The 24,258-nt window shown below is 51.2% G+C and carries 21 protein-coding genes; 16 read left to right on the forward strand and 5 right to left on the reverse strand.

The annotated features are described in order from the left end of the window. Positions 1-266: hypothetical protein (locus VIS48_07770; GenBank protein HEY9166040.1), on the reverse strand; the 266-nt coding region annotated here is incomplete at its 3' end. A 213-nt stretch (positions 267-479) separates the two neighbouring features. On the opposite strand from VIS48_07770, the gene VIS48_07775 reads away from it, so the two are divergent. From VIS48_07775 to VIS48_07805, 7 genes are all read left to right on the forward strand, one after another. After that, on the forward strand, positions 480-1,811 hold the full coding sequence (locus VIS48_07775; protein HEY9166041.1) for a pitrilysin family protein: 1,332 nt from the start codon (positions 480-482) through the stop codon (positions 1,809-1,811). Continuing rightward, the gene (gene ald / locus VIS48_07780) at positions 1,808-2,923 is read left to right on the forward strand and encodes an alanine dehydrogenase (GenBank protein ID HEY9166042.1); all 1,116 of its coding nucleotides are present in this window, start codon (positions 1,808-1,810) and stop codon (positions 2,921-2,923) included. Before VIS48_07775 ends, ald begins: the two co-directional genes overlap by 4 nt. A 394-nt stretch (positions 2,924-3,317) precedes the next feature. After that, a complete protein-coding gene (locus VIS48_07785; GenBank protein ID HEY9166043.1) occupies positions 3,318-4,991 on the forward strand; it encodes a molybdopterin-dependent oxidoreductase in 1,674 nt (557 codons plus the stop codon). Further along, the gene (gene nuoH / locus VIS48_07790; GenBank protein HEY9166044.1) at positions 4,988-6,007 is read left to right on the forward strand and encodes an NADH-quinone oxidoreductase subunit NuoH; all 1,020 of its coding nucleotides are present in this window, start codon (positions 4,988-4,990) and stop codon (positions 6,005-6,007) included. Before VIS48_07785 ends, nuoH begins: the two co-directional genes overlap by 4 nt. 13 nt (positions 6,008-6,020) lie before the next feature. After that, positions 6,021-6,545 carry an NADH-quinone oxidoreductase subunit I gene (locus VIS48_07795; protein ID HEY9166045.1) on the forward strand — a complete coding sequence of 175 codons (525 nt, stop codon included), beginning with the start codon at positions 6,021-6,023 and terminating at the stop codon, positions 6,543-6,545. A 100-nt stretch (positions 6,546-6,645) separates the two neighbouring features. Beyond that, positions 6,646-8,391 (forward strand): alpha-amylase family glycosyl hydrolase, encoded by a 1,746-nt coding sequence (locus tag VIS48_07800; protein HEY9166046.1) that lies wholly within the window; start codon positions 6,646-6,648, stop codon positions 8,389-8,391. Between the two features lie 23 nt (positions 8,392-8,414). Next, positions 8,415-8,828, forward strand: a complete 414-nt coding sequence (locus tag VIS48_07805) for a secondary thiamine-phosphate synthase enzyme YjbQ (GenBank protein HEY9166047.1) — start codon at positions 8,415-8,417, stop codon at positions 8,826-8,828. Positions 8,829-8,832: 4 nt separating this feature from the next. On the opposite strand, the gene VIS48_07810 is transcribed toward VIS48_07805, so the two are convergent. Then, positions 8,833-9,555, reverse strand: coding sequence for a ZIP family metal transporter (locus VIS48_07810; protein ID HEY9166048.1), 723 nt, complete (start codon positions 9,553-9,555; stop codon positions 8,833-8,835). Positions 9,556-9,763: 208 nt separating this feature from the next. Between VIS48_07810 and VIS48_07815 the strand changes: the two genes are divergently transcribed. The 6 genes from VIS48_07815 (at position 9,764) to VIS48_07840 (ending at position 16,805) form a co-directional block, all read left to right on the forward strand. Further along, positions 9,764-11,074, forward strand: a complete 1,311-nt coding sequence (locus tag VIS48_07815; protein HEY9166049.1) for an Nramp family divalent metal transporter — start codon at positions 9,764-9,766, stop codon at positions 11,072-11,074. Next, a complete protein-coding gene (locus VIS48_07820) occupies positions 11,067-11,981 on the forward strand; it encodes a universal stress protein (GenBank protein ID HEY9166050.1) in 915 nt (304 codons plus the stop codon). Before VIS48_07815 ends, VIS48_07820 begins: the two co-directional genes overlap by 8 nt. Positions 11,982-12,161: 180 nt before the next feature. Beyond that, positions 12,162-14,075, forward strand: coding sequence for a protein translocase subunit SecD (gene secD / locus VIS48_07825; protein ID HEY9166051.1), 1,914 nt, complete (start codon positions 12,162-12,164; stop codon positions 14,073-14,075). Positions 14,076-14,132: 57 nt separating this feature from the next. After that, entirely contained in the window at positions 14,133-15,119 is a 987-nt protein-coding gene (gene secF / locus VIS48_07830; protein ID HEY9166052.1) for a protein translocase subunit SecF, read from the forward strand. Next, entirely contained in the window at positions 15,094-15,435 is a 342-nt protein-coding gene (locus VIS48_07835) for an STAS domain-containing protein (protein HEY9166053.1), read from the forward strand. Before secF ends, VIS48_07835 begins: the two co-directional genes overlap by 26 nt. A 95-nt stretch (positions 15,436-15,530) precedes the next feature. Beyond that, positions 15,531-16,805, forward strand: coding sequence for an adenylosuccinate synthase (locus tag VIS48_07840; GenBank protein ID HEY9166054.1), 1,275 nt, complete (start codon positions 15,531-15,533; stop codon positions 16,803-16,805). Here VIS48_07840 and VIS48_07845 read toward each other — a convergent pair. From VIS48_07845 to VIS48_07855, 3 genes are read right to left on the reverse strand one after another with little or no spacing between them, the layout of a single operon-like run. Beyond that, entirely contained in the window at positions 16,786-17,442 is a 657-nt protein-coding gene (locus tag VIS48_07845; GenBank protein ID HEY9166055.1) for a methyltransferase, read from the reverse strand. The two genes, VIS48_07840 and VIS48_07845, sit on opposite strands and share 20 nt — an antisense overlap. Further along, complete coding sequence (locus VIS48_07850) at positions 17,439-18,176, reverse strand: hypothetical protein (protein ID HEY9166056.1); 738 nt, start codon at positions 18,174-18,176, stop codon at positions 17,439-17,441. The genes VIS48_07845 and VIS48_07850 overlap by 4 nt, the downstream gene beginning before the upstream one ends. Next, on the reverse strand, positions 18,157-20,274 hold the full coding sequence (locus VIS48_07855; protein ID HEY9166057.1) for a peptidylprolyl isomerase: 2,118 nt from the start codon (positions 20,272-20,274) through the stop codon (positions 18,157-18,159). The genes VIS48_07850 and VIS48_07855 overlap by 20 nt, the downstream gene beginning before the upstream one ends. Before the next feature lie 357 nt (positions 20,275-20,631). Between VIS48_07855 and VIS48_07860 the strand changes: the two genes are divergently transcribed. The 3 genes from VIS48_07860 to VIS48_07870 all read left to right on the forward strand — a co-directional run bounded on the left by VIS48_07860 (position 20,632) and on the right by VIS48_07870 (position 24,227). Further along, positions 20,632-21,468 (forward strand): SDR family oxidoreductase, encoded by an 837-nt coding sequence (locus VIS48_07860; protein ID HEY9166058.1) that lies wholly within the window; start codon positions 20,632-20,634, stop codon positions 21,466-21,468. 61 nt (positions 21,469-21,529) lie between these two features. Continuing rightward, the gene (locus VIS48_07865) at positions 21,530-22,672 is read left to right on the forward strand and encodes an acyl-CoA dehydrogenase family protein (protein ID HEY9166059.1); all 1,143 of its coding nucleotides are present in this window, start codon (positions 21,530-21,532) and stop codon (positions 22,670-22,672) included. Positions 22,673-22,826: 154 nt separating this feature from the next. Next, positions 22,827-24,227 (forward strand): GWxTD domain-containing protein, encoded by a 1,401-nt coding sequence (locus VIS48_07870; GenBank protein ID HEY9166060.1) that lies wholly within the window; start codon positions 22,827-22,829, stop codon positions 24,225-24,227. The last annotated feature ends 31 nt before the right edge of the window (positions 24,228-24,258 follow it).

Here is a 24,258-nt window from a genome sequence, read left to right on the forward strand (position 1 = left end):
TCTTTATTGTTCACTTTCTTTTGTCCCGAAGGGATCCCTTCGGGACTCACCCAAAAGTCCCGCTCTTTGGGATCCCGTTCATCGTATGGTTGTTTCTGAACGGGAAAAGTGAACCGAAAGTCCGCCTTCTGCGGATGCGCCGCATGTAAAATAATCGGAGGCGCAAAAAGGGTGCCCGCGAAAATGGTCCCGACTAACGTCGGGATCGTCCCGTGCTCAGCTATATGCGATTTTTTGAATAGCTTTCCAAGTCCTGCCCCTGACAAAAAATCGCTTCAAGCAGACGTAGAGTCGAGAAGAAGCTCCTCCTACCCGACGGGACTCCATTTTCGCAAAGGGCACATTTGAGGTTGAAATTAAGGCAGTATGCAAGAACCAATCGAAAAATTGAACGAACATGGTTTCGGGCAAAACGTGCGATCAGTTTTACCTTTTTACCTTTAACTTTTCACGTCCGGTTAATATATTTTTCGACTTGAATGCAGAATAATCACCCGAAGAAAATGGGCCGCACTCGCAAACGCACCTCATCTGCAAACGCCAACGCCCAACAGGATCATTTCACCGAACCTTTCTGCCGGAAATTATCCAGCGGAATCACTGTCGTCGGTGAAGAGATCTCAACGGTCGAAAGCGTTGCGCTCGGCGTGTGGGTCAACCTAGGATCACGTGACGAGAAGACAAACGAGAACGGGCTGACACATCTGATCGAGCACATGGTCTTCAAGGGTACGAAAAACTTCACGGCAAACGAAATTGTCGGAGCCATTGAGAATCGCGGCGGCTATATAAACGCTTTTACCACGAAGGAGTTTTCGTGCTACTACGCGAAAGTTTTCAAAGAAGATCTCGAAGAGAGTATAAGAGTTCTCTCTGACCTCGTGTTGTATCCGAGATTTGAAAAAGAAGACCTTCGGAACGAACGGAAAGTGGTCTTGTCGGAGCTGCAGGAAGCGTTGGACGATCCGGAAGATTGGGGAATGGATTTTATCGAGGAGAAGATTTTCGCGGGCAATCCGCTTTCGCTGCCGATTATCGGGAAACCGACAGGACTTCGCTCTTACGACATCGACGACCTTCACGAATTCCATTCCAGAAAATTTACCGCCGACAGGCTTGTGATAAGTATCGCCGGAAATTTCAACCGGCATACTCTCATCGAAATGATAACCAGATATTTTTCATCGCTACCCAGGTCGTCGAGAATTTTCATCAGGAAAAAACCTGTCGACAACGGCTCGACTGATTATACAGTACACCGCGGATATGGCAGGCAGGCGCATATACTTCTGGGCGCGCGCGGTCCCGGGCTCAACGATCCTGATCGGTTTTCCGCCTCTATGGCCGGCATCATTCTTGGAGACGGTTCAAGCTCCAGATTGTACAAGAGCGTTAGAGAAAAAGAAGGGCTTGCGTACTCTATTTACTCGTATGGATCGGCGTACGCGGACTCCGGAATGGCAGGAATCTACGCGTGCACTTCGACGGGAGATGTGTCGCGGGCCGAAGACAGAATTCTCAAAACAATTTCCGGGTTTGTCATTAACGGTCCCACAGACGAAGAGGTAAAGCGATCCAGGGCGCAGATGAAAGCAGGAATCGTTTTCGCCCTCGAGAATCTGTGGGATAGAGCCTCACTTTTTGCCAGAGACGCACTTTACTATAAGGGAAGGTCCGATGTGTCCGAGTCTCTTGAATCGATAGGGAAAACTACGGGCGCAGAAATCGCGGTCGCCGCAAGGAAATACCTCGCGGCCGACAAAATCACCAGCGTTAAGATCCTTCCTCATAAAAAGGAGAAAACTAAATGATAGTCGGATTGCTGAAGGAAATTAAATCAAATGAGAACCGGGTCGCGTTGCTTCCGGCAGGTGTCGAGTTGCTCGCGGCGCATGGAAACAAGATAATTGTCGAAAAGAACGCGGGCCTTGCCAGCGGATTCCCGGACGAAATGTATAAGAGAGCGGGCGCGAAGATCATATCGACCGCGGCTGAAGTCTATGAATCTGCAGACATGATTATGAAGGTGAAAGAGCCGATAAAATCCGAGTATAAACTCATCAGAAAAGGACAGATTGTCTTTACGTATTTCCATTTTGCCGCCAGCAAGGAACTGACTGAAGCGATGATGAAATCGAACGGGATCTGCATCGCCTACGAGACCGTGCAGAAGTCAGACTATTCGCTTCCGCTCCTCATACCGATGAGCGAGGTGGCTGGAAGAATGGCTCCGCAAGAGGGCGCGAAGTATATCGAAAAGCCGATGGGCGGCAGAGGTGTCCTGCTCGGCGGAGTGCCGGGAGTAGAGCCGGCCGACGTGATTGTCCTCGGCGGCGGTGTAGTCGGACAGAACGCAGCGAGGATCGCTGCCGGGTTCGGAGCAAGAGTCACTTTACTCGACAGCAACTTGTCCAAGCTGCGGTACCTGGACGATGTCATGCCTAGGAATGTCCAAACGCTCGCATCAAATCCTTACAACATACGAAAGTCCGTATCGCGGGCTGATGTCGTCATCGGTGCCGTGCTGATACCGGGTGCGAAAGCACCGAAACTCGTGACGAAGGAAATGCTCAAGGATATGAAGGAGGGTTCGGTTATCATCGACGTGTCCGTCGACCAGGGCGGATGCATCGAGACGTGTCACCCGACTACTCATGAAAACCCGACTTACGTGGTCGATGGTGTGGTTCATTATTGTGTCGCGAACATGCCGGGCGCGGTGCCGTTCACTTCCACGATCGCTCTCACGAATGCAACACTCCCTTATTCAATTGAGATTGCGGGAAGCGGCTGGGAGAAAGCGGTCAGGCAGAATAACGAAATCAAGCTCGGCCTGAACATGGCGCACGGAAAAATTACCTACAAACACGTCGCCGAAGCGTTCGATTTCGATTATACGCCTGTCGAAGAAATCCTGAGGTGACTCGCGAATCCCGTTAAGTTGGTAGTGACTCATTTCGACATGCTTCGTCATGCTGAACCCTGTCCCGAAGTGTTTCTGTTCGGGATTGTCCCGCCCTGCGCCTACGCACCAGAGCGCTTCCGCCTACATTTCGTTTCGGCGGACGGATCGGCGCGCAGGTGCGGGATGCCGCCTCATTTAAGAATCTATAATGAAGGAGCGGCAGTTCAGCATCTATTTCCAGACCCCGAAATCCGACCCTGGCGGAATCGTCTCCGACGGACCAGCCTGCACTGGAGTGCTCCTATCCAGTGTTCGGGGTGACAGGAATGATTCAAAACGAGTCATCGCCGTTAAGTTGCGGCACATGAAATATTTTTTTAGTTTGTTTTTGTAAATAGATGGGTCAAAATAAATGGCTAAAGTAACGATAGAAGGCAAAACTGTCGAGGTAGAGAACGGCACGACCGTAATTCGTGCCGCGGCTCAGGCAGGCATCGAGGTGCCGCATTTTTGCTGGCATCCGGGACTGTCTGTTGCAGGTAACTGCAGAATGTGTCTCGTAGAAATCGAGAAGATGCCCAAGCTCGCGATCGCGTGCGCGACACAGGTGGCAGACGGCATGGTGGTACACGTGAATTCCGAAAAGGCGGTCGAGGCGAGAAAGGCGATTCTCGAATTCATTCTCATCAATCATCCCCTCGATTGCCCGATCTGCGACGAGGCAGGTGAATGCAATCTCCAGGATTACACTTACAGTCACGGACCGGGTCAAAGCAAATTCACCGAATCCAAGAATAAGAAACCAAAACGGGTACCTCTTGGACCGAACGTGGTCTACGATGCCGAGCGATGTATACTCTGCTCGCGCTGTATCAGGTTCATGGATGAAATTGCGAAAGAGCCGACGCTGACATTTGTCGAGCGGGGAGACAGAGTGTATATCGATACTTTCCCCGGCAAAGATCTCGACAATCCCTATTCGATGAATGTTATCGACCTCTGTCCCGTAGGTGCGCTTACGAATCGCGACTACAGGTTCAAGGCGAGAGTGTGGGAGACTTCGTCCACAGAAGGGATCTGTCCCGGCTGCGCACGCGGCTGCAATATAAACATCTGGGTAAGGAACAATGAAATACTTCGCCTCACGCCGCGCTTCAATCCCGATGTGAACAATTACTGGATGTGCGACAGCGGCAGGCTTACTTCCTTCAGAGACGTCAATTCCGTTGAGCGGATCAATTCTCCTCTCGTGCGAAAGGACGGAACCCTGCAGGAAGTCGGATGGGACGAGGCGATCGCGCATGCCGCCGAACTCATCAAGCCTTTTCCCAAAGATGAGATCGCGGTTTTCGGCTCCGCCTATGCATCGGTGGAGGATAATTATGTCCTCCAGAAGTTTGCCAGACAGGTTCTAAACACTCAGAATATCGATTTTATCAGACATGAAGATGGCACAGACGATACGATGTTGATCCGTGCGGATAAGACGCCAAATACGTTCGGCGCTCGTGAAGCCGGTGTAGTCTCGGGAAAAGGTATCGACTCCAGGAAAATATTCGAACTGATTTCTTCAGGGAAGATCAAGGCTCTATATATCATGGACGATGACATAGCGGTGTCGAAGGAGATCGAAGATTTGCTCGCTCGGCTGGATCTGCTCATTGTGAACCACTGGACTCTCAACAAAACCACGCGGCTTGCCGATGTCGTCTTCCCGAGCGCGACGTTCGCGGAAAAGCACGGCACGTTCGTGAATTTCCTCGGACGCGTTCAGCTCTTCAAGCCCGCGGTATCCACGCTCGAGCAGGAACGAGTGCCTGGACGGTATAATATGAGCAGGTTGGACAAATTCGGCAGCCCGTTCGACAAGTGGAACATGGGCGCACGCCGAAATGTCAGGTCCTCGTGGGAGATCGTGTCCGCGATCGGCAGCCTTCTCGGCGGAAAGATGAGATACCAATCCGCACAGAAGGTCTTCGACGAGATCGCGCAGACAATCCCTGCCTTCAAAGGAATGTCTTACCAAAAGCTCGGCGACCGCGGTGCGCTCCTGAAGAAGTCCAAAGAAGAAGCGTTCGTACAATGATGACTGTGGTAGTTGCTCTGATAAAGATTATTGTTCTCTTATTGGTAGTACTTGGAGCCGTTGCTTATCTCGTCCTGCTCGAAAGGAAAGTGAGCGCGTATATGCAGGACAGGATCGGCCCCAATCGGGTAGGTCCTAAAGGATTATTCCAGCCGTTTGCGGATATTCTGAAACTCGTTCTCAAAGAGCTGATCGTGCCGGCGAAAGCGAACAAGTTCATCCACGCACTCGCACCGGTGATCTCGATAACGGTCGCGCTTGCGGCGCTGGCCGTAATACCATTAGGCAATTACATCGTGGTTGCCGGTCAGCAGATAAAACTGATGATCGCGGATGTGAATGTCGGAATATTGTATATCCTCGCGATGTCCTCGCTAGGCGTTTACGGAGTTACTCTCAGCGGGTGGGCGTCGAACAACAAGTATTCTTTGCTCGGAGGATTGCGATCGTCTGCGCAAATGATAAGCTACGAACTTTCTCTCGGACTCAGCATCATCGGCGTGCTCATGATCGACGGAACTCTCCGACTCGATAAGATAGTCGAAGCGCAAGTCGGCTGGCATTGGAATATCTTCTATCAGCCGGTCGGATTTCTTGTTTTCGTTACTGCTGCGTTCGCTGAAACGAACCGCCTCCCGTTCGATTTGCCTGAAGCGGAGCCGGAACTCGTCGGCGGCTACCACACAGAGTACAGCGGCATGCGATGGGGCCTGTTCTTCCTTTCCGAATACACAAACATGATTGTCTCGAGCGCCCTGATGGCAACGCTCTATTTCGGTGGATGGTCCCTGCCTTACGTCAACTACCCGGCAATGTCGCCGAACGTTGCTGCACTCGTCCAGGTCGCAACCATAATCGCGAAGACCGGAATTTTTATTTTCATTTACATGTGGGTGCGCTGGACGCTGCCGCGCTTCAGGTACGACCAGCTGATGAACGTCGGATGGAAGATCATGCTGCCGCTGGCTTTCCTGAACCTGATTGGAACGGGCGCGGTCATGCTGGCGGTTAAGTAATAAGAGGCAGTTGATGGATAACAACGGAAACGATCAAAAGGATGGAAGAGATAAATTGAAACCCAAGATGACATTCTGGGAGAAACTCTACTTTCCCGAAATACTCCACGGAATGTCGATCACTATGAGAGCATTCTTCAGACCGAAGTTCACGAGGCAATATCCGGAAGAGCGCTGGGTTCCGCCGCCTGTTTTCAGGGGACGCCCGGTCCTCGTGATGGAAGATGAAACCGGTATCGAGAGATGCGTAGCATGCGGACTGTGTGCGCGTGTTTGTCCGTCCCTTGCGATAGAAGTTCAAGCGGCTGAAACTGAACTCGACAAGGAAAGATATCCTGAACGGTTCGAGATAAATATGCTAAGGTGCATATTCTGCGGCTTCTGCGAAGAGGTATGTCCGGAAGAAGCGATAATTATGAGCAAGGATTTTGAACTGACATTCACCAATCCGAAAGACGCGGTGTATGGACTCGACAAGCTTCTGATGCCGGCGTCCCAATTGAAAGACAGACTTGAGTTTCTAAAACAGTATCGCTGAGCAAATGAATTTTATTCGATTGTCGAGGGCTGGCTGTTACGCGTCGCTGGCCCTATTTTTTTGTTTACATGTCACCGCTGCTGGTGCGATGGAGAAGGAATTGGGACAGACATTCCGGTTGAACCTTACCGAAGGCTGGACATTCAAACCTGATCCGAATAATTCGGGCATAAAAGAAAATTGGATGGCCGGGTCGGGTAATGACGGAAGTTGGCAGAAGTATGAGCTGCCCGACTATTGGACGAGGCATTTGATCCGTCATGAGGAACCGGGTACGAGATGGTTCACAAATAATTTCACTCTCTCGGATCTCGGGGAAAGTCTCTTGCTCTATGTTTCGGGAATTGATAATGATGCAACCTTTTTCCTGAACGGAAAAGAGATCGGAAAGTCGTCGGGCTATTCGGAAGACGTCTCGTTCGAGGTGGGAAAATATGCGGCCGTTGGGAATAACAGACTCGCCGTAAGACTTAATCGCACTGTCGGAACGGAGAAGATTTACGGGCCGATTTCTCTCGTCCAAAAATCAAGCCTCCCCGCTGTCACCCGACAAAAAATATCTCTTGAACACGCCAGGAAAAGCGCGAAGTGGGTTGAAGATGCTGTCATATATGAGTTGTACTCGCGGTCATTTTCAAAAGATGAGAGTTTCAAGTCCGTAATAAAGGCAATTCCAGAATTGAAGAAAATGGGCGTGACGGTAATCTGGTTAATGCCGATCAACCCGATCGGGAAACTCCATCGGAAGGGATCGTTCGGAAGTCCATATTCAATTCAGGATTATTACAAAATCAACCCGGAGTATGGAACACTCGACGATCTCGAGTCTCTTGTCAAAGCTGTTCATGAATCCGGATTGCATATTATCATCGACCTCGTGATCAATCATACCGCCTGGGACAACCCTCTCATCAGGGAACATCCTGACTGGTACAAACACGACAGTTCAGGAAATATTATCGCGCCCAATCCGGATTGGACGGACGTGGCGCAACTTGATTATTCAAAGCCTGCCCTGCGGCAGTACATGATCGACATGATGAAATACTGGGTGCGCGACGTCGGTATCGACGGATTCAGATGCGACGTGGCAGAAATGGTCCCCCTTGATTTCTGGAATGAAGCGCGCGCCGGGCTCGACAGCATAAAACCGGTGATGATGCTCGCGGAGGGTTCGCGGCCCGCAATGCACCTGAAAGCATTCGACCTCACCTATGCATGGAATATATACGATGTTCTTGGAAAGATTTTCGAGGGAACGACGCGAGCGACCGCAATCGACAGCGTGCTCGATAGGGAAGCCCGCGAATTTCCTTCGGGTTCGCTTCGACTCAGGTTCAACACGAACCACGACAAGAATGCGTTCGACGCTCCCTCAATAGAGAGGTATGGACCTGCCGGCGACAGTATGACTGCTGCTTTGATCGCGACTTTGCCGGGAGTGCCGCTCGTTTACAACGGTGACGAAGTCGGAAATCCGGAACGTCTCTCGTTATTCGAGCAGGTTCCTATCGACTGGACAGTGAAGAACCGCTTCAGCGAGTTCTATAAAGAAATACTCGAGATCCGTCGGACACACGACGCGCTACTTTCGGGGGAATATCATTCTCTTGCGACTAGCGATCCGCGGGACGTGTTTGCATTCGAGAGAAGAACCGGAAACAGCACAGTGGTTTGCGTTTTCAATTTTTCAAAGCAGCCTCTGGAGAATTTCGAAGTCGATATCGAAGATGCGTCTTCGCCTGTCATGATCGACGCGTTGAGCGGAAACCGGATCCACTTAACGGATCATAAGCTGGCATTAACGCTCAAGGCTCGCGGGTTTGCGATATTGTCGGCACCATAACGGATCCAGTAGAAAGGACAAACATGAAATCACACACCGATTATTTGTGGTTCAACACGAAGAACCGTAAAGAGCTTGTCAACATAACTGGTGATATCGAAAAGAACGTCAAGGCAAGCGGAGTGCAGGAGGGGCTTTGTCTCGTAAGCGCCATGCATATTACGAGCGGGATCTGGGTGAACGACGAGGAGGGGGGTCTCAAACAGGACCTGATGGAATTGCTCGAGGTTCTTGCGCCATTCAAGCCGGAATATCGACATCACAGAACAGGTGAGGACAATGCAGACGCTCATCTGAAGAGAACACTAATTCACCACCAGGCGGTTTTACCGATCACCAAAGGCAAACTCGATCTCGGTCCGTGGGAACAGGTATTCTACGCGGAGTTTGACGGCCAGAGAAGGAAAAGAGTAGTAATAAAAATCATCGGTGAATAGGGGTTCAGCCCTTCGCGACTTGGATTACCGCGTACAGGATAGAGATTCCCAGAAGAGTCATTACCGTCGTGAGAACCTTCGGGTGGGCGTGGTAGCTTTCGGGAAGGAGCTCACTCGCGCCGATATAAATAAAAAATCCGCAGAAGATCGCAAGCACGTTCCCAAGCATGTTTTCCGGAAGCGTGAAAAATCGCGTGAGGAGAATTCCCAGTACGGGCGCAAGGGCGTCGGTGAGGAGCCAGAGAGATGCTTTCTTCCTGTTGCCGTTATCCTTGAGAATCAGGCTTACCGTATTTATTCCGTCTGAAAAATCGTGAGTCAACACAGCTGCTGTCACTATTGCACCGACGGCTGCTGATACCTGGAACGCGAAACCTATCACGGTCCCATCCAGGAACGAATGCATCGATAAGCTTGCCGCGCCAAGTGTGCCACGATGCTGAAGTACCCCATGCTCCTCGTCAGCTTTCGAAAGCAGTATCACGGCGCGATCCAGGACAAGATACATAATGAATCCCACCCCGATCATAATGGAAGTCGTTGCGGCCTTTGTTCCGCTGATCTCCAGACTGATCGCTTCCGGAAGAAGGTCGAAAAATGCTACGCCTATTACAGCGCCCGCACTGAAGCCAAGGATCAGATGGAGCTTGTCCCTGTACTTGAGGGCGAAAAGTCCTCCGAACAGCGTCGATATAAATGTTGCAATCCCGATTATTGCAACGGTCATATTGTAATCTCCTTGGCTTCATTAGAATTTATCGATGATGGAACAATGTATCAAATGGAGGTTTTTGTGCCGAAATCTGTCTGCTTCGACAAACTATCTCGGGTTCAATTTGGAAAGACAGAATTCACCCGCACCCGGTGGAATTGTTCTCACCTGACCTTAAATTCAATTGAGTGGAATACCAAATGAAATTGAACCAAGATCAATAATGTCGGCGTTGAAGAACTCAATCGTCTCGTCGATTACGCGGACTGATGTACGGACCAGAGTCTCGGCAGACGCCGCACTTTCAGGTGAATCGCGAGCTGGATTTTTCAAAAAACTGATCCCTTTCCTCGGGCCCGCGTTTATAGCAAGCGTCGCTTATGTCGATCCGGGAAATTTCGCGACAAATATACAGGGCGGCTCGGAATTCGGCTATACTCTGTTGTGGGTGATCCTTCTGAGCAACATCATGGCAATGGTCATCCAATCGCTATCGGCAAAGCTCGGCATCGCATCGGGAAACAATCTTGCGGAACACTGCCGAAATGAATTCAGCCGGCCGGTTGTTTATATGATGTGGGCACTCATGGAGATTGTCGCCATGGCAACCGATCTCGCGGAATTCCTCGGGGCAGCGGTGGGGTTTAATCTTCTGTTCGGATTTCCCCTCATTATCGGGGGATTGCTTACCGCGCTCTGCACATTCCTCATCCTCGGTCTTGAGAGATACGGGTTCAGACCGCTCGAGATAGCGATCACCGCCATGGTAAGCGTTATCGCCGTGAGCTATCTCCTCGAAACGATTCTCGATAGGCCCGAATTTGGAACGATACTCTATCACAGTGTCGTCCCCCAGTTCAACGGAAGCGAGAGCGTGCTCCTCGCGACAGGCATCCTCGGAGCGACAGTTATGCCTCACGCGATCTTCCTTCATTCCGCGCTGACCCAGCAGAGGATCATTGTGAAAGATCCGGGTAAGCTCCGCAAGCTCTTCCGATTTGAAATCCTGGACGTTACCATAGCAATGGGGATCGCGAGTCTCGTCAACATGGCTATGCTGGTCATGGCCGCTGCGACTTTTCACAAGCACGGGCTCACAAACGTAGCGACCCTTCAGGAAGCTCATGTCACACTTCAGCCGCTTCTCGGCAAGGCCGCCGGCTGGATATTTGCTGTCTCACTCCTCGCTTCCGGATTATCTTCTTCCACAGTCGGGACAAGTGCTGGACAGATAATGATGCAGGGGTTTCTTCATAAGCGCATACCGGTGTGGTTGAGGCGGTCGGTCACAATTATCCCGTCGATTGTCGTCATTGCAATTGGACTCGACCCGACAAGGACGTTGGTCGTCAGCCAGGTTGTCCTGAGTTTCGGATTGCCGTTTGCAATTTTTCCGCTTATAATTTTTACGAACAGCAGCAGGATCATGGGAGTGCTTGTAAACCGGAAGTTGACTTCGATCGTCATATGCGTGTTCGCGGCACTAATAGTTGCGCTGAATTTGTTCTTAATCTATAAGGTGTTCATTGGTTAGATCGCCGATCAAAAACCTCCTCGTGCCCCTTGACGGTTCTTCGCTTGCAGAATCTGTCCTCCAGCTGGTTGCGCAGCTCGCAAGGAAGATCACTGCAACTGTCACGCTGATTCACGTCATCGAAAAAGATGCGCCAGAAACGATTCACGGCGACATCCACTTGACGCGCGCGGATCAGGCCGAGAAGTATTTGAAATCTTTATCGACATCAGATCTCCTGTCGGGAATCGATGTGCGCTGCCATCTCCATGAGGCTGGAGTGCGTGATGTTTCACAAAGTATCTCAGATCACGCGGAAGAGTTGAATCAGGACCTTGTAATCATGTGCACTCATGGAAGTACAGGCCTGAGAGGGATTCTCTTCGGCTCAATCGCGCAGCAGGTGATTTCGTTTGGGAGCACGCCTGTCATGTTAGTCAAGCCTCCGCGCAAGTTCACGCCGCAGATTTATTCGTTCGAAAACTTCCTTGTTCCTCTTGATGGCAATCCTGACCACGAGCAGTCGTTGAGCTACGCGGCTGTGTTGGCGGGACAATGCGGAGCAACTGTACATCTTCTAATTGCGATCCCGCAGTTCGGCACCATGTCCGGCGAAGTAACGCCGGCAAACAGGCTGCTGCCGGGCACGACTTCAAGAATGATGGACATGATTGTACCGGATGCCGAAGAGTATTTGAAACAACTCAAGGGCAAGATCGAGTCTGACGGCACCAGAGTTTCGACGCTTACATCGAGACGGGAACCTTCTGCCGCAATAAATGAAGGAGTGAAACGAGTCAAGGCGGATCTTGTCATACTCGCGACTCACGGAAAGAAGGGCGCCGGAGCATTTTGGAACGGAAGCATCACTCCGAAGGTGAGCAAGTCGAGCAAAATTCCTCTTCTCCTCGTCCCGGTGAAGGAATGATGCATTCACACGGAGCTACCTTGCGAAGGTAGCCAAGCTTCTACCTGGCAACCTTCGCAAGGTTTCGACGCAGCCGTCAAATTGAGCCAGCACCGCCGCCTCACCTTTCATTGATTTTCAGCATGTGCGTTGATATATTAAACACGATTTCATTCTACATTCAAACTCCGGAGGATTTTTTTGCGCAAGAATCGCTTTAAGATTTTTCTTATCATAGCCGCTATTGCCCTTGCGCTCTATTATCTCTACCCGACTTATCAGAGCGCGACATACCAGAAAAGACTTACTCAACTTGCGGGACAACAGAAATTCGAAGATTATCTGAATTCCCATCCACTCCCGTCGATGCCTGACAGCCTCAAGCAGACATATATAGATAGTCTGCAACAGACTTTCATCGGTGACAGTATCAGATACTACGACGAGAACGCCACGAGCATTGTCGACGCAAAATTGAAACGCGTCAAGCTTGGTCTCGACCTGCAGGGCGGAATGCACATCGTGCTGGAAGTGAACGTCTTGAAAATGCTGAGCGACATGGCGAAGGACAAGGACCAGACCTTCGACCAAATAATGCAGCAGGTTGCAGCTCAGGCGAAACAGTCCGACGTGTCCCCTCTTGATCTGATGCGACAGCAGTTCGACCAGAGAGGGATCAGGTTGAGTAGGTACTACGGTGACATTCGCGACGACAACAGCAGGGTGATGTCTTACCTTTCAGACCAGACTAAGACTGCAGTCGACCGGGCGATGGAAATCGTCAGAAACCGCGTCGATCAATACGGTGTCTCGGAGCCGTCAATACAAAAGCAGGGGAGCACCAGGTTTATCGTTGAGCTTCCGGGCGTGAGCAACGAGGACGAGGTCCGGCAGCTTCTCCAGGGCACGGCTCTTCTTGAGTTCAAGCTTCTGAAACCCGAGGACGTCGTGGTTAAGGTGTTCCAGTCCGTGGACAACATACTTGCGGGAAAAGTGGATTCACTTTCCGCCGGATCGGATTCCACATCGACTGATTCGACCAGCTCTCCCGAGCAATTCGCACGGAAACATCCTTTCTTCGCGATTGTCCAGTCTGTTCGGCAGTCCGGCGATTGGTATGTTTCCGAGAACGACAGAGATAAGCTGGACCGCATCATGAAGCGTGAGGACGTGCAGCGCGTGGTGCCCAGCGACTTCCAGCTCCTCTTCAGCGCGAAGCCGATGATTATGAACAAAGGTGTGAAGTATTACGAGCTCTTTGTAGTTAAGAAAGATCCCGAGCTTACAGGCGGAGTCGTTACCAACGCCAGGGCCACAATCTCTCCCTCAACAAGCTCACCGATCGTAGAGATGACCATGAGTTCCGATGGCGCACGCGACTGGGGACGCATCACCGGAGCAAATATCGGAAAAAGAATTGCGATTGATCTCGACAACGCCGTCTATTCCGCACCCGTCGTCAGGAATAAAATTCCCAACGGAAGTTCCGAGATCGAAGGCATGGCAAACATGGACGAGGCGAACCTTCTCGCAATCGTCCTGAGGGCAGGTGCGCTTCCCGCGCCTGTGGACATCGTCGAGCAAAGAAGTGTCGGACCGTCTCTCGGTGAAGACTCGATCAAGAACGGCGTGACGTCAGGAGCGATCGGTCTCACAATCATCGTGCTCTTCATGCTGTTCTATTACAGAACGGGTGGAGTTGCGGCCGATTTCGCGCTGATCCTGAATATCCTGTTCATCCTCGGAGTACTGGCGGCCTTCCACGCGACTTTGACGCTACCAGGTATCGCAGGTATGATTCTCACATTCGCCGTGGCCGTCGATGCGAACGTTCTCATATATGAACGTATCCGCGAGGAAACGGCTACGGGCAAAACGCTCAGGGCAGCAATCGACCAGGGCTACGCGAAGGCGTTTACGGCAATCTTCGACTCTAACATAGTCTCGCTTCTGACCGGCGCGATTCTCTATCAGTTTGGAACAGGGCCGGTTCAAGGATTTGCTCTCACACTCATGATCGGAATCGTGGCGAGCTTGTTCAGTGCAATAGTTATTACACGCGTCGTCTTCGACATCATGATGCAAAGAGGCGCGACACACATAAACTTCGGATGATTCTGAATTCTTTGATGTGTATTTGGAATTGACGATTAACAATTTGAAAGACTGAAAATGCGTTTCTTCCCAAGGACAAGTGTAGACTTCATCGGCAGGCGCCACATCTGGTACGTAGTATCTGCCACGCTCATTCTCCTCGGACTTATCACTATCGCATTCCGTGGACTGAACTATGGCATCGATTTCAAAGGAGGGACCGAGCTTACGCTGCAGTTCACTCCGGTTGCCAACGTGGGGACCGTGCGCGTGTCTCTCGACAGGATCGGATACGGCGATGCTGAAATAAAGACATTCGGTGCGGAGAACCAGCTTCTGATAAGAATAAAAGCCGAAGACCAGGGCGTCGTCACAAGCGACAAGATAATCGGTCAGCTGAACAAAGATCTTCCGGGCACGAAGATCCAGCTTCTCCAGGAAAACAAGATTGGTCCGAAGATCGGTCAGGAGCTGCGCCAGGACGCTGCGATGGCGATATTTTACAGCCTCCTTGCGATTCTCATCTATGTCTCGCTCAGATTCCAGTTCATCTACGCTGTGGGATCCGTTGTCGCGCTGTTCCATGATGTTCTTATCACGCTGGGCGCGGTGGCAATTTTCGGATGGCTCGTGCCGTGGCTCGATCTCGAGATTAATCAGACCATGGTCGCCGCATTCCTGACACTTGTCGCCTATTCGATGAACGATACCGTCGTCATCTTCGACAGGATTAGAGAGAATCTTAAGCTATATAAGACTGAGAATTTGATCAGGGTAATGAACCGCAGCATCAACGATACGCTGAGCCGCACTATCATCACCTCCGGCACTGCTTTCGCTGTCCTCCTCGTCCTCCTGATATTCGGTGGAGAGGTGACGCGCGGGTTCGCGTTCTCAATGTTGATCGGAGTTGTGACCGGTACTTACTCATCGATCTACGTCGCCTCCGCGCTCGTCGTGGATTACAATGTTTACATAAGGAAGGTCGACCTAAGGGTGCCATCGACCCAGTCACCAGTCCTGGAAATCGAGAGACCATATGAAGTTGCAGCGAAAAGAGCTTAGCGGCGGAATAGCCCTCCTGGAAATCGAAGGAAACATCCTGGGCGGGCCGGATGCAATGAGTCTGAACGATGAGGTTCACAAGCTCATTGAGGGCGGGACCAGGAAATTTGTCCTGAACATGAAATCTGTGGAGCATATAAACAGCAGCGGACTCGGCATACTGATCGCCAGCCTGAATGCTGTGCGCCAAGTCGGCGGTGACCTGAAGATTGCAAATGCGAGTCTGAAGGTGCTGGATCTTTTGAACATCACCAAACTCACGCAGATTTTTGAGCCATACAAATCTGTGGACGAAGCGGTGAAAAACCTCGCTTGATTATCTGAAACTGAGTGCGCCCGCGGCCCCCGGCACGCGGGCTTTTTTTGTGCAAGGGCTCTGGAATATCTCTTAAGGCAAATTTGGAGAATGCAATGTCCGTTAAAGTCATTGTGGGTGCCCAGTGGGGCGACGAAGGCAAGGGGAAAATCGTTGACCTCCTCAGTGAAAATGTCGATATCGTCGCGAGATATCAGGGAGGCGCCAACGCGGGACATACCGTGGTGGTGGACGGCAAGACATACGTTCTCCATCTTATTCCGTCCGGGATCCTCCACCGGAAAGTAGTGTGCGTCATCGGAAACGGCGTTGTCCTCGATCCACAAGCTTTCCTTGACGAAGTGTCGCTTCTCAAATCGCACGGGATAGATGTTACCGGCCGTCTTTTTATTTCTCACAACGCGCACCTCATCATGCCTTATCATAAACTCATCGATTCACTCAAGGAGCAAGGTGCATCGAAGATCGGCACCACGGGACGCGGAATTGGACCGGCCTACATCGACAAGTTCGCAAGAACCGGGATTAAATTGGTCGATCTGCTTCACCGAGACACCCTCGTGAAAAAAATCCGGGCAAATATCGACGACAAGAACCAGATACTCAGCATGATCTATCACTCGTCTGAACTCAATGTCGAAGAGATTGTCGACATGTACCTCCATTACGACACGCTTCTTGACCAATACATAAAGGACACTGCGTTGTATCTCAACCAGGAACTGAAATCAGGTAAGCGCGTTCTAGCGGAAGGCGCGCAGGGTGCGATGCTCGACGTCGATTTTGGAACGTACCCTTATGTGACCTCTTCGAATCCCACAAGCGGAGGCGCGTGTACCGGCCTCGGGATACCGCCTACAGCTGTAGATTCTGTGATCGGCGTCGCGAAAGCATATACGACAAGGGTGGGGAACGGTCCTTTCCCGACTGAGCAGGACAACGCGATCGGGGAAATGCTGAGGAAGACGGGCGGTGAGTACGGAGCTACGACAGGCCGTCCGAGGAGGTGTGGATGGCTCGATCTCTTCAGCTTGAGATATTCCGTAATGGTGAACGGCATCGAGAACATCGCGCTCACCAAACTGGACGTACTCGATGACCTCGACGAGATAAAAGTCTGCGTCGGGTACAACTACAACAAAAAGCCGCTCAAGTCATTCCCGCTCGATCTTTGCACGATCGAAGACATCGAACCCGACTACAAATCATTACCCGGTTGGAAATCGAAAATTTCTGGTGCGAAGAAAATGCAGGACCTGCCGAAGAATTGCCGCTCTTACATCGAATTCATCGAGAGTTACCTGGAGATCCCGGCCGGTCTCATTTCAGTGGGAGCAACGCGCGACCAGACTATCGTCGGCGCGGCGTAAGCCTGCAGATCCTCACCCCGGTCTTAACGTCATCCAGAGTCACATCTATCTCTTCTAATTCGATCTCAAAGTGTTTCTCTGCCATTTCAAAGAACCTGTCCGCCGTCGTCCTGTGCGGATCAGCGATCAACGCGAACTCCTTCGTATGAGTGACAAGGAACTGTAACACCGGATCGATATTCCGTTTCTCGTATAATACATCGGCTGCAGCCACAACGTCGAACATCCCAATCGCCGGTGGTATTCTCCAATCGAGCAACTCGTATCTGACTCCTCCGCTCTTGCTGCAGTTCCGTGCTACGTTTCTCTCGGCAAATTCCAGAGCAGAAGACTCATAGTCTGTGCAGGCTACGGAAGGAAAACTCTCTGCAGCTGCAAGTGAAACTAGTCCCAGCCCAGATCCGAGTTCGATGAATGAGTCCGCAGTGATTTTATTCCGGAGAATGTATTCGGCGAGTGCGATGGAGGAAGCCCACAGTTGAGCCCAGTACGGAAGTCTCTCGTCCTCAAGAAATTGTTCCGGCGTGATTTTGTCGAGCAGCGAGTCGATTTCCGCAACACGCTCGATGGAGTAATGTCTTCCCGCGACGTTAATCGGGACGATCTCAGTTTTGAACGATCCGTGTCGATCAGTCAAGGCTCAAAGAAAACACCCAGAGTGAAATCTGTCCCGTCGACATTCACTTTGGAATATAGCGTTCCAGGTAAAGACACGCGGACACCGTCGTAGACCGTGTATGAAGAATTGAAAGTTGAAACTGTATTGAGTTCCGGCGATCTGAACTTAAGTTCACTTCTTACGCCGAAGTGGTCAGCGAACATAAATGAAACACCGGCTAGAACCTGAATCCCGGCCGCTGTGGCGTACGGTGTTACGGCCTCGGCATTTCCCACTGCCAGAACTCTCCGCCCAAGATAAACCGCGGGGCCGCCTCCGAGGTATATGCTCCATGCATCACCCACAACAGGGATCCTGAAATAGCCGTTGACCTCCACTGCGTAGATCGTGAATCCATCGTTTACCGGCACACCTAAATAATTTCCCGCCTTGTCATACCCGTAGATCGTCGAAGTTGTCTTGTTGAGATGAAGCGGTTGAAGGACGATTCCGATGGAGTTGGAGCGGTTCAGGGACATTCTGAGGTCCAGTCCCTCTGAAAGAAAAAGTCCAAGCCCGTAATATGTTTCACTGATCGTCGGATCAGCATCGCGGGAGGCAGGATAAAGACGTGCGGAAGTGACAAGATCCCCAAAGATCCCGACTTGTACCGGGCCCTCGTATAGATCGGAATGAATCTGACCGTATGCCGACCCGAGGCAAATCGGACCGAGCGATAAAATTAGTATGAGCTCACTTGAAAAGCTTCGCACGGTTATCTTCTATGGAAGCGGTCTCTTTCAAGTTAGTCAGCCAGTCGTTCACGATTCGGGATTTTTCCTGCTGCATCAGCTGCTGCATCAGGGTCACTCGCTGAATTCTGTACGTGGCCGAATCGAACGGCACTTTGCTCAGAAGCTGAATGAGGTAGACTCCTCCGGTACCGTTTATCGCCTTTGAGATCTCCCCGACTTTTAATCTTTCCGCTTCCGCCACGAAGCTGAAATCTCTCCCAACACCGGGAACGAAACCAGTTGGCCCAAATTGACCGGTAGATGCGTAACGGAGTCTCGAATCATACTGCAGCAATCTGTTCAGACTATCGCCGGCCGTCAACTTTTGCCTTAGTTGGTTCGCGTAATCCTGGGTCTTGCTGAATTGCTTCTCACGCCGAACCTGATTCTTGATCTGGACGCTCACCTGCTCGAACGGAGTTACGCCTGCATCTTTGACATCGCTGATCATGAATACGCTCAGTCCCTGGCTCAGCGGCATCGCGTCGCTGACGTCGCCAAGCCTTCCACTGAACGCCCACTTGACCAGGTCTTCATTGCTCCCGACTCCAGGGACGAATGTGCCCTTTGAAAAAGATGGGGTCTGGTTCACTCGCAGGTTCATCGTGTTCGCTGCCTTATCGAATCCATCCTGTTTCACGATGTAGATGAAATCTTCGGCGTGCTGTTTCAACGCGTCCTTGGTTTGCTGCGAAACCTTGATGCTCATTTTTAGATCGGCTATCTTCAGCTCTCGCGAGTCTTTTCCCAGGACCTTGATGATGTGAAGTCCGAACTGCGTTCGTACCGGACCAACTATCTGGCCGACACTTCCTTTGAAGGCCGCGTCTTCAAAAGGCTTGACCATCATTCCTTTGCCGAACCAGCCGATGTCTCCACCCTTTTGAGCAGATCCGGGATCTTGAGAATATTGTTTCGCGAGTTCTGCGAAATCTCCGCCGCTCCTCGCTTGCTTGATGATTCCCTGAGCTTGCTTGTAAGTCGCCATCGAGTCCGGTCCCGGGATCAAGTGTAATAGAATGTGAGCGGCGTGAACGTACTCGTTCTTTCCGGTTTGTTCGTCGATCACCTTGATGAGATGGTATCCGTCGGTCGCAAGAATCGGACCGTCGATTGCGCCAGGCTTGTCAGAAAAGGCCTTCTCCTCGAGGGCCGGGTCTATCTGCCCGTGGCTTACAAATTTATCATCGTAAGGATTCTCTGAATACTCTTTCACCAGCTCGAGGAAATCGGTCTTGGAATTGGCAAGCGCCGCGACTCGCTTCATCTCCGACTCAACCTCGGCCGAGTCGCCTGAAGAGGCCTGAACCGGAATCGTGACATACTTGAGACGACGCGTAGGCTGCGTCCTGTAATCCTCCTGGTGCGCTGAATAATAATCCCTCATCTCTGACTCGCTGACTTGAATGGATGAGTCAGGGATCAGGAGAGCCGGCGGAAATTGTATAAAACCGGCATCATACTTTACGGTTTGTTGGGCAAACTGAGTCCTCAGCTCGCTTTCGGGAATTCTAACAGCGGCGAACAATCTGCTCGTAAGTTTCTCCTGCAGTCTTTGTTCACGCAGGTAGTCCTGTACACTCTTCCAGAATTGAATTACTTCCGGCCTGTTATCTGAAAGAGCAGCCTGCAATATCCGCATGTCCAGATGACCGGTGGAGTCTTCGAAATTTTTCTTAATGACATCCGGCAGCGACTCAGGATCGTTCCTTACCCAATTGACGAGCTCCTGGTCGGTGACTGTTATGTTTAATTGCTCTGCCGCCTTCTTGATGAGAATCTGATTCACCAGCCCGTCCCACACCTGGTCACGGATTTGTGCCGTGGTCTGGTCGTCGGGATCCTGTTTGGTGCTGTTCTTATAATTATCGAGTGCACTCTGGTACAGTTTGTCGAAATCCTGGTATGTAATTTCCTGACCATTGACCTTACCCACGTTGTTCGCCTGAAACTGTCCACTACCGCGGCGCCCGGCCAGGTCCATGCCCCAATCAAATATGATCATAGCGATGAAGAGTATCGCAAGTCCTATCAGGATCGCGGGCATGTTCTCCCGCATTTTCGTCATTATCGGCATTTTAGGAAATTTTCCTCTCGCACAAAGTTTAAAACTCTTGATAAACGTAGAAACAGCCGGAACTTTCTAGCTATTTCCTTCCGGCCATTCACTTAAGCGAAAAAATATAACCGTGATGCGCCTGAAAATCAATTTACTTGATTCGACCTGTGTTGCACGACTGAGGCCCGATTGGGAACCACGAATCTACCTGAATGTGCGAAAGACGAGAGGGATGGTTGTGTTGATCGACAAATCTGATTCCGCCGGCTTGCGCAAGTTGCGCCACTGTCGCGCCTCAATCGCTGTCTTTGACTTTCCGTCTCGATCATCTATCTTATGTTTCGAAATGGATTTATCGCTAAGGAGAAGGAAGGGATGAAACAGGAATTTCGGTTCAAGCCGACGGAGTGGGCGATCATTCTGGGAGCATCAAGCGGATTCGGCGGAGCAACTGCCGTTGAGCTTGCAAGGCATGGGATGAATATTTTTGGAGTCCACCTGGACCGTGCCGGAACCATGCCTGCTGTGCAGCAGATTATCAAGGACATCAAGCATGCCGGAAGTCAGGCCGTTTTCTTTAACATAAATGCAGCCGACCCAATAAAGCAAGATGAGGTCCTGGACGAAATAGCGGAACAGTTCTCCAAGGATTCGAGTTCGACCGTGAGAGTATTGCTTCATTCGCTTGCATTCGGAACGCTGAAGCAGTTTATCGGCAAGAACCAAGAGGAAATCGTAAGCAAGGCTCAGATGGAAATGACGCTCGACGTGATGGCACACAGTCTTGTTTACTGGACTCAGGGAATGATGATGCGCGGGCTCATCAAAAAGGGCGGAAGAATATTCGCGATGACAAGCTCGGGCGGACACACGGCGATTCCTTTCTACGGTGCGGTATCCGCAGCGAAAGCATGTCTCGAATCCCACATCAGGCAGCTCGCCGTGGAGCTGGGACCGATGGGAATCACTGCGAACGCTATAATGGCAGGTGTTACGGACACGCCGGCGCTCAGGAAGATACCCGGGAACACCGAAATGCTGCACGTCGCCCGTTCGAAAAATCCCGGCGGCAGACTCACTACTCCTGAGGATGTAGCCAAGGCGATCGTGTTGCTTTGCGATGAGAATGCCCACTGGATTTCGGGTAACGTTGTCGGAGTCGACGGCGGCGAGGATATTGTGAGCTACGTCGGCCAAAAAGGGGGATCCTGATCGTCTAAGGGTTTTTGTTTAATTGGACAGGGACTGTAACCAATTTGTCTTGGGAGGCTGAATGACTGATTTTGAATTTACCGACGAACAGAAAATGCTCAGGGAAACCGTCCGTGATTTCGTGAACTCGGAGCTCCGACCGCGGGCGCAGGAGATCGATCGTGAAGAACGAATACCCGACGATATTATCAATAGACTTCGTGAGCTCGGATTCCTGGGAGTCGCGTTCCCGCCCGAATACGGCGGCAGCGGATTCGGAGAGGTGGGTTACTGTCTCATGCAGGAAGAAATCGCCCATGCGTGCATGTCGACCGCGACTTTCATCGGCGCTCACGAATCCATCGGCTCGAACGCGATCTTCATCGGAGGAAGCGAGGCGCTGAAGAAAAAATATCTCGTTCCTCTTGCAGAAGGTAAAATGATCGGCGCGTTTGCGCTTACCGAAGTCCTTGCGGGATCTGACTCGTTCAATCTCCGCACGCGGGCCGAATTCGACGGCAAGGAATGGATTCTCAATGGCGAGAAAATGTGGATCACCAACGGTTCGATAGCGGATGTGGTCGCGCTTTTCGCGCGGACCGAGCGCGGCATAACCGGCTTTGTTGTCGAGACCAAATGGAAAGGGTACCAGGCTGGCCCGCCTGAAAAGAAGATGGGGATAAGAGGAAGCGCAACCGCTCCCATAAGCCTGGAAAATGTCCATGTTCCCCCTGAGAACATAATCGGTCAGGACGGTCGGGGATTCCTCGTCGCGATGAAGACGCTCGATGCCGGCCGACTCGGACTTGGCGCCGCCTGCACAGGGGCAGCGAAGGAGCTGCTCGAATTGTCCACGAAGTACGCAAAAGAAAGGAAACAGTTTGATTCGGCGATCGCCAACTTTGAAGCTATCCAGTGGATGCTCGCAGACATGGCAACAAGAATCTATTGCATGGAATCTATAGTCTACCGGACCGCCGCCGCCTACGAAGCGGGGAAGTCGATCTCACGCCAGTCTGCCATAGTCAAATTGTTCTGCTCCGAATCGCTCGACTTCGTTGCTGACTGCGCGGTTCAGATTCACGGCGGGATGGGATACTCACGTGAGATGCCTATAGAAAGATTCTATCGCGACTCACGAATCAACAGGATCTTTGAAGGAACAAATGAAATCCAGCGCCTGGTAATCGCGAAAGACGTGATCAAGAAAAACGGGATGGCTTAATCGTTAGACACAATGAGATTAAGTTGCAGAAGTTGATCGATAATCAGGACATAGATAGAATGCCTCACCGAGTCTTTTTGTCTTTGGAGACTCGGGTTGACCGCGGCTGCCCTGAGCTTGCAGTGACTGACAAAAGATTTCATTAACTCCAATCATGAAGACAACCAGACTTTTCATCACCGGATTGTTCCTTGTTATCGCAGTTCTCTTGCCGAATGCCCATTCGCAACCCGTTCACGTTAATTTTGATTACGCAGTATTTCGCTATGATTCAACCATGGATTACCTCGAGTTGTATTACAGTTTCAACGCGAGCGAACTCCATTTTCAAGAACGTGACTCGACGTTTCGCGACACTCTTGTCTATTTCGTCAACTTTGTGCCGCAAATGAGAGACAGCTCCGGGTTCACAAAGGGATGGAGGGTGCCGGTCGTTGTCCGGGACACATCCCAGGTTGCACTGGCGCGTGATCTTGTAAGCCAGGCCGGGGCCATAATCCCCACGGGAAGGTATTTCATGCGGGTGCAGGTAACGGACGTCAGTGACTTGTCAATCGTCGACAGTGTGACCCAGGAAATTGAAGCGGGCAAATTTCCGTCTCATAAACTCGCAACGAGCGACATTGAACTTTGCTCCACGATCTCGCCATCAGAACCCGGCGCCAGTGATATTTTTTACAAGAATACATATCACGTGATCCCGAATCCCATCTGCATGTACGGTGCAGGCATGCCGATAATTTTTTACTATGTTGAGGTCTATAACATCGAGGAGGGGATCGGCGACAGCATCTTTACGGTATCATACCAGCTTCGTGACAGCTTCGGAGAAGTGCACAGATCTTCCACCAAGAACAGGCGGAAGTTCGGATCGTCGAGTGTTGAAGTGGGGACGATAAACGCATCAAATTTGAAAACGGGGAGCTATTCCCTCATCTTCACCGTAAGCGATTCGGGTGCGAACACTTCGGCCACATCTACCAAACGACTTTTCGTGTACAATCCTTCTCTCGGTTCTCCGCTCGAACAGTCTTCCGGTGCGGCCGCTTCGCCGCTTGTGTCAAGTGTCTTCAGTTCGATGGGCGAAGAACAGATCGACAAGGAATTCGAAGAGGCATACTATTTGTCGACAAGCACCGAGCGAGATCAATATCAGAAGCTGAGTGGGACCGAAGCAAAGAGGAGATTCATTTTCGAGTTCTGGAACAAACGAAACACAAATCCTGTGTCACCTGTGGACGATTCGCGGCGTCAGTATCTCGAGCGCGTCGCATACGCTGATGACCACTTCGGCGCCGGGAGCCATGAAGGGTGGCACACCGACCGCGGCAGAGTATATATAATGTACGGACCACCTGACCAGGTCGATAGACATCCCAACGAGATGGACTCCAAGCCTTACGAGATCTGGTATTACAATTCCCTGGAGGGAGGCGTGACTTTCGATTTTGTGGACCGCAACGGCTTCGGCGATTTCGTTCTCGTGAACTCGACCGCTCGAAATGAAATCAGGGATGACAACTGGCAGCAGTACCTCACCACTGGCGGGAGATAGAGCCCCGAGCACCCGCGAAAAACTTCGTCCG

Source organism: Candidatus Kryptoniota bacterium, from assembly GCA_036567965.1.
GTDB lineage: Bacteria > Bacteroidota > Ignavibacteria > Kryptoniales > JAKASW01 > JAKASW01.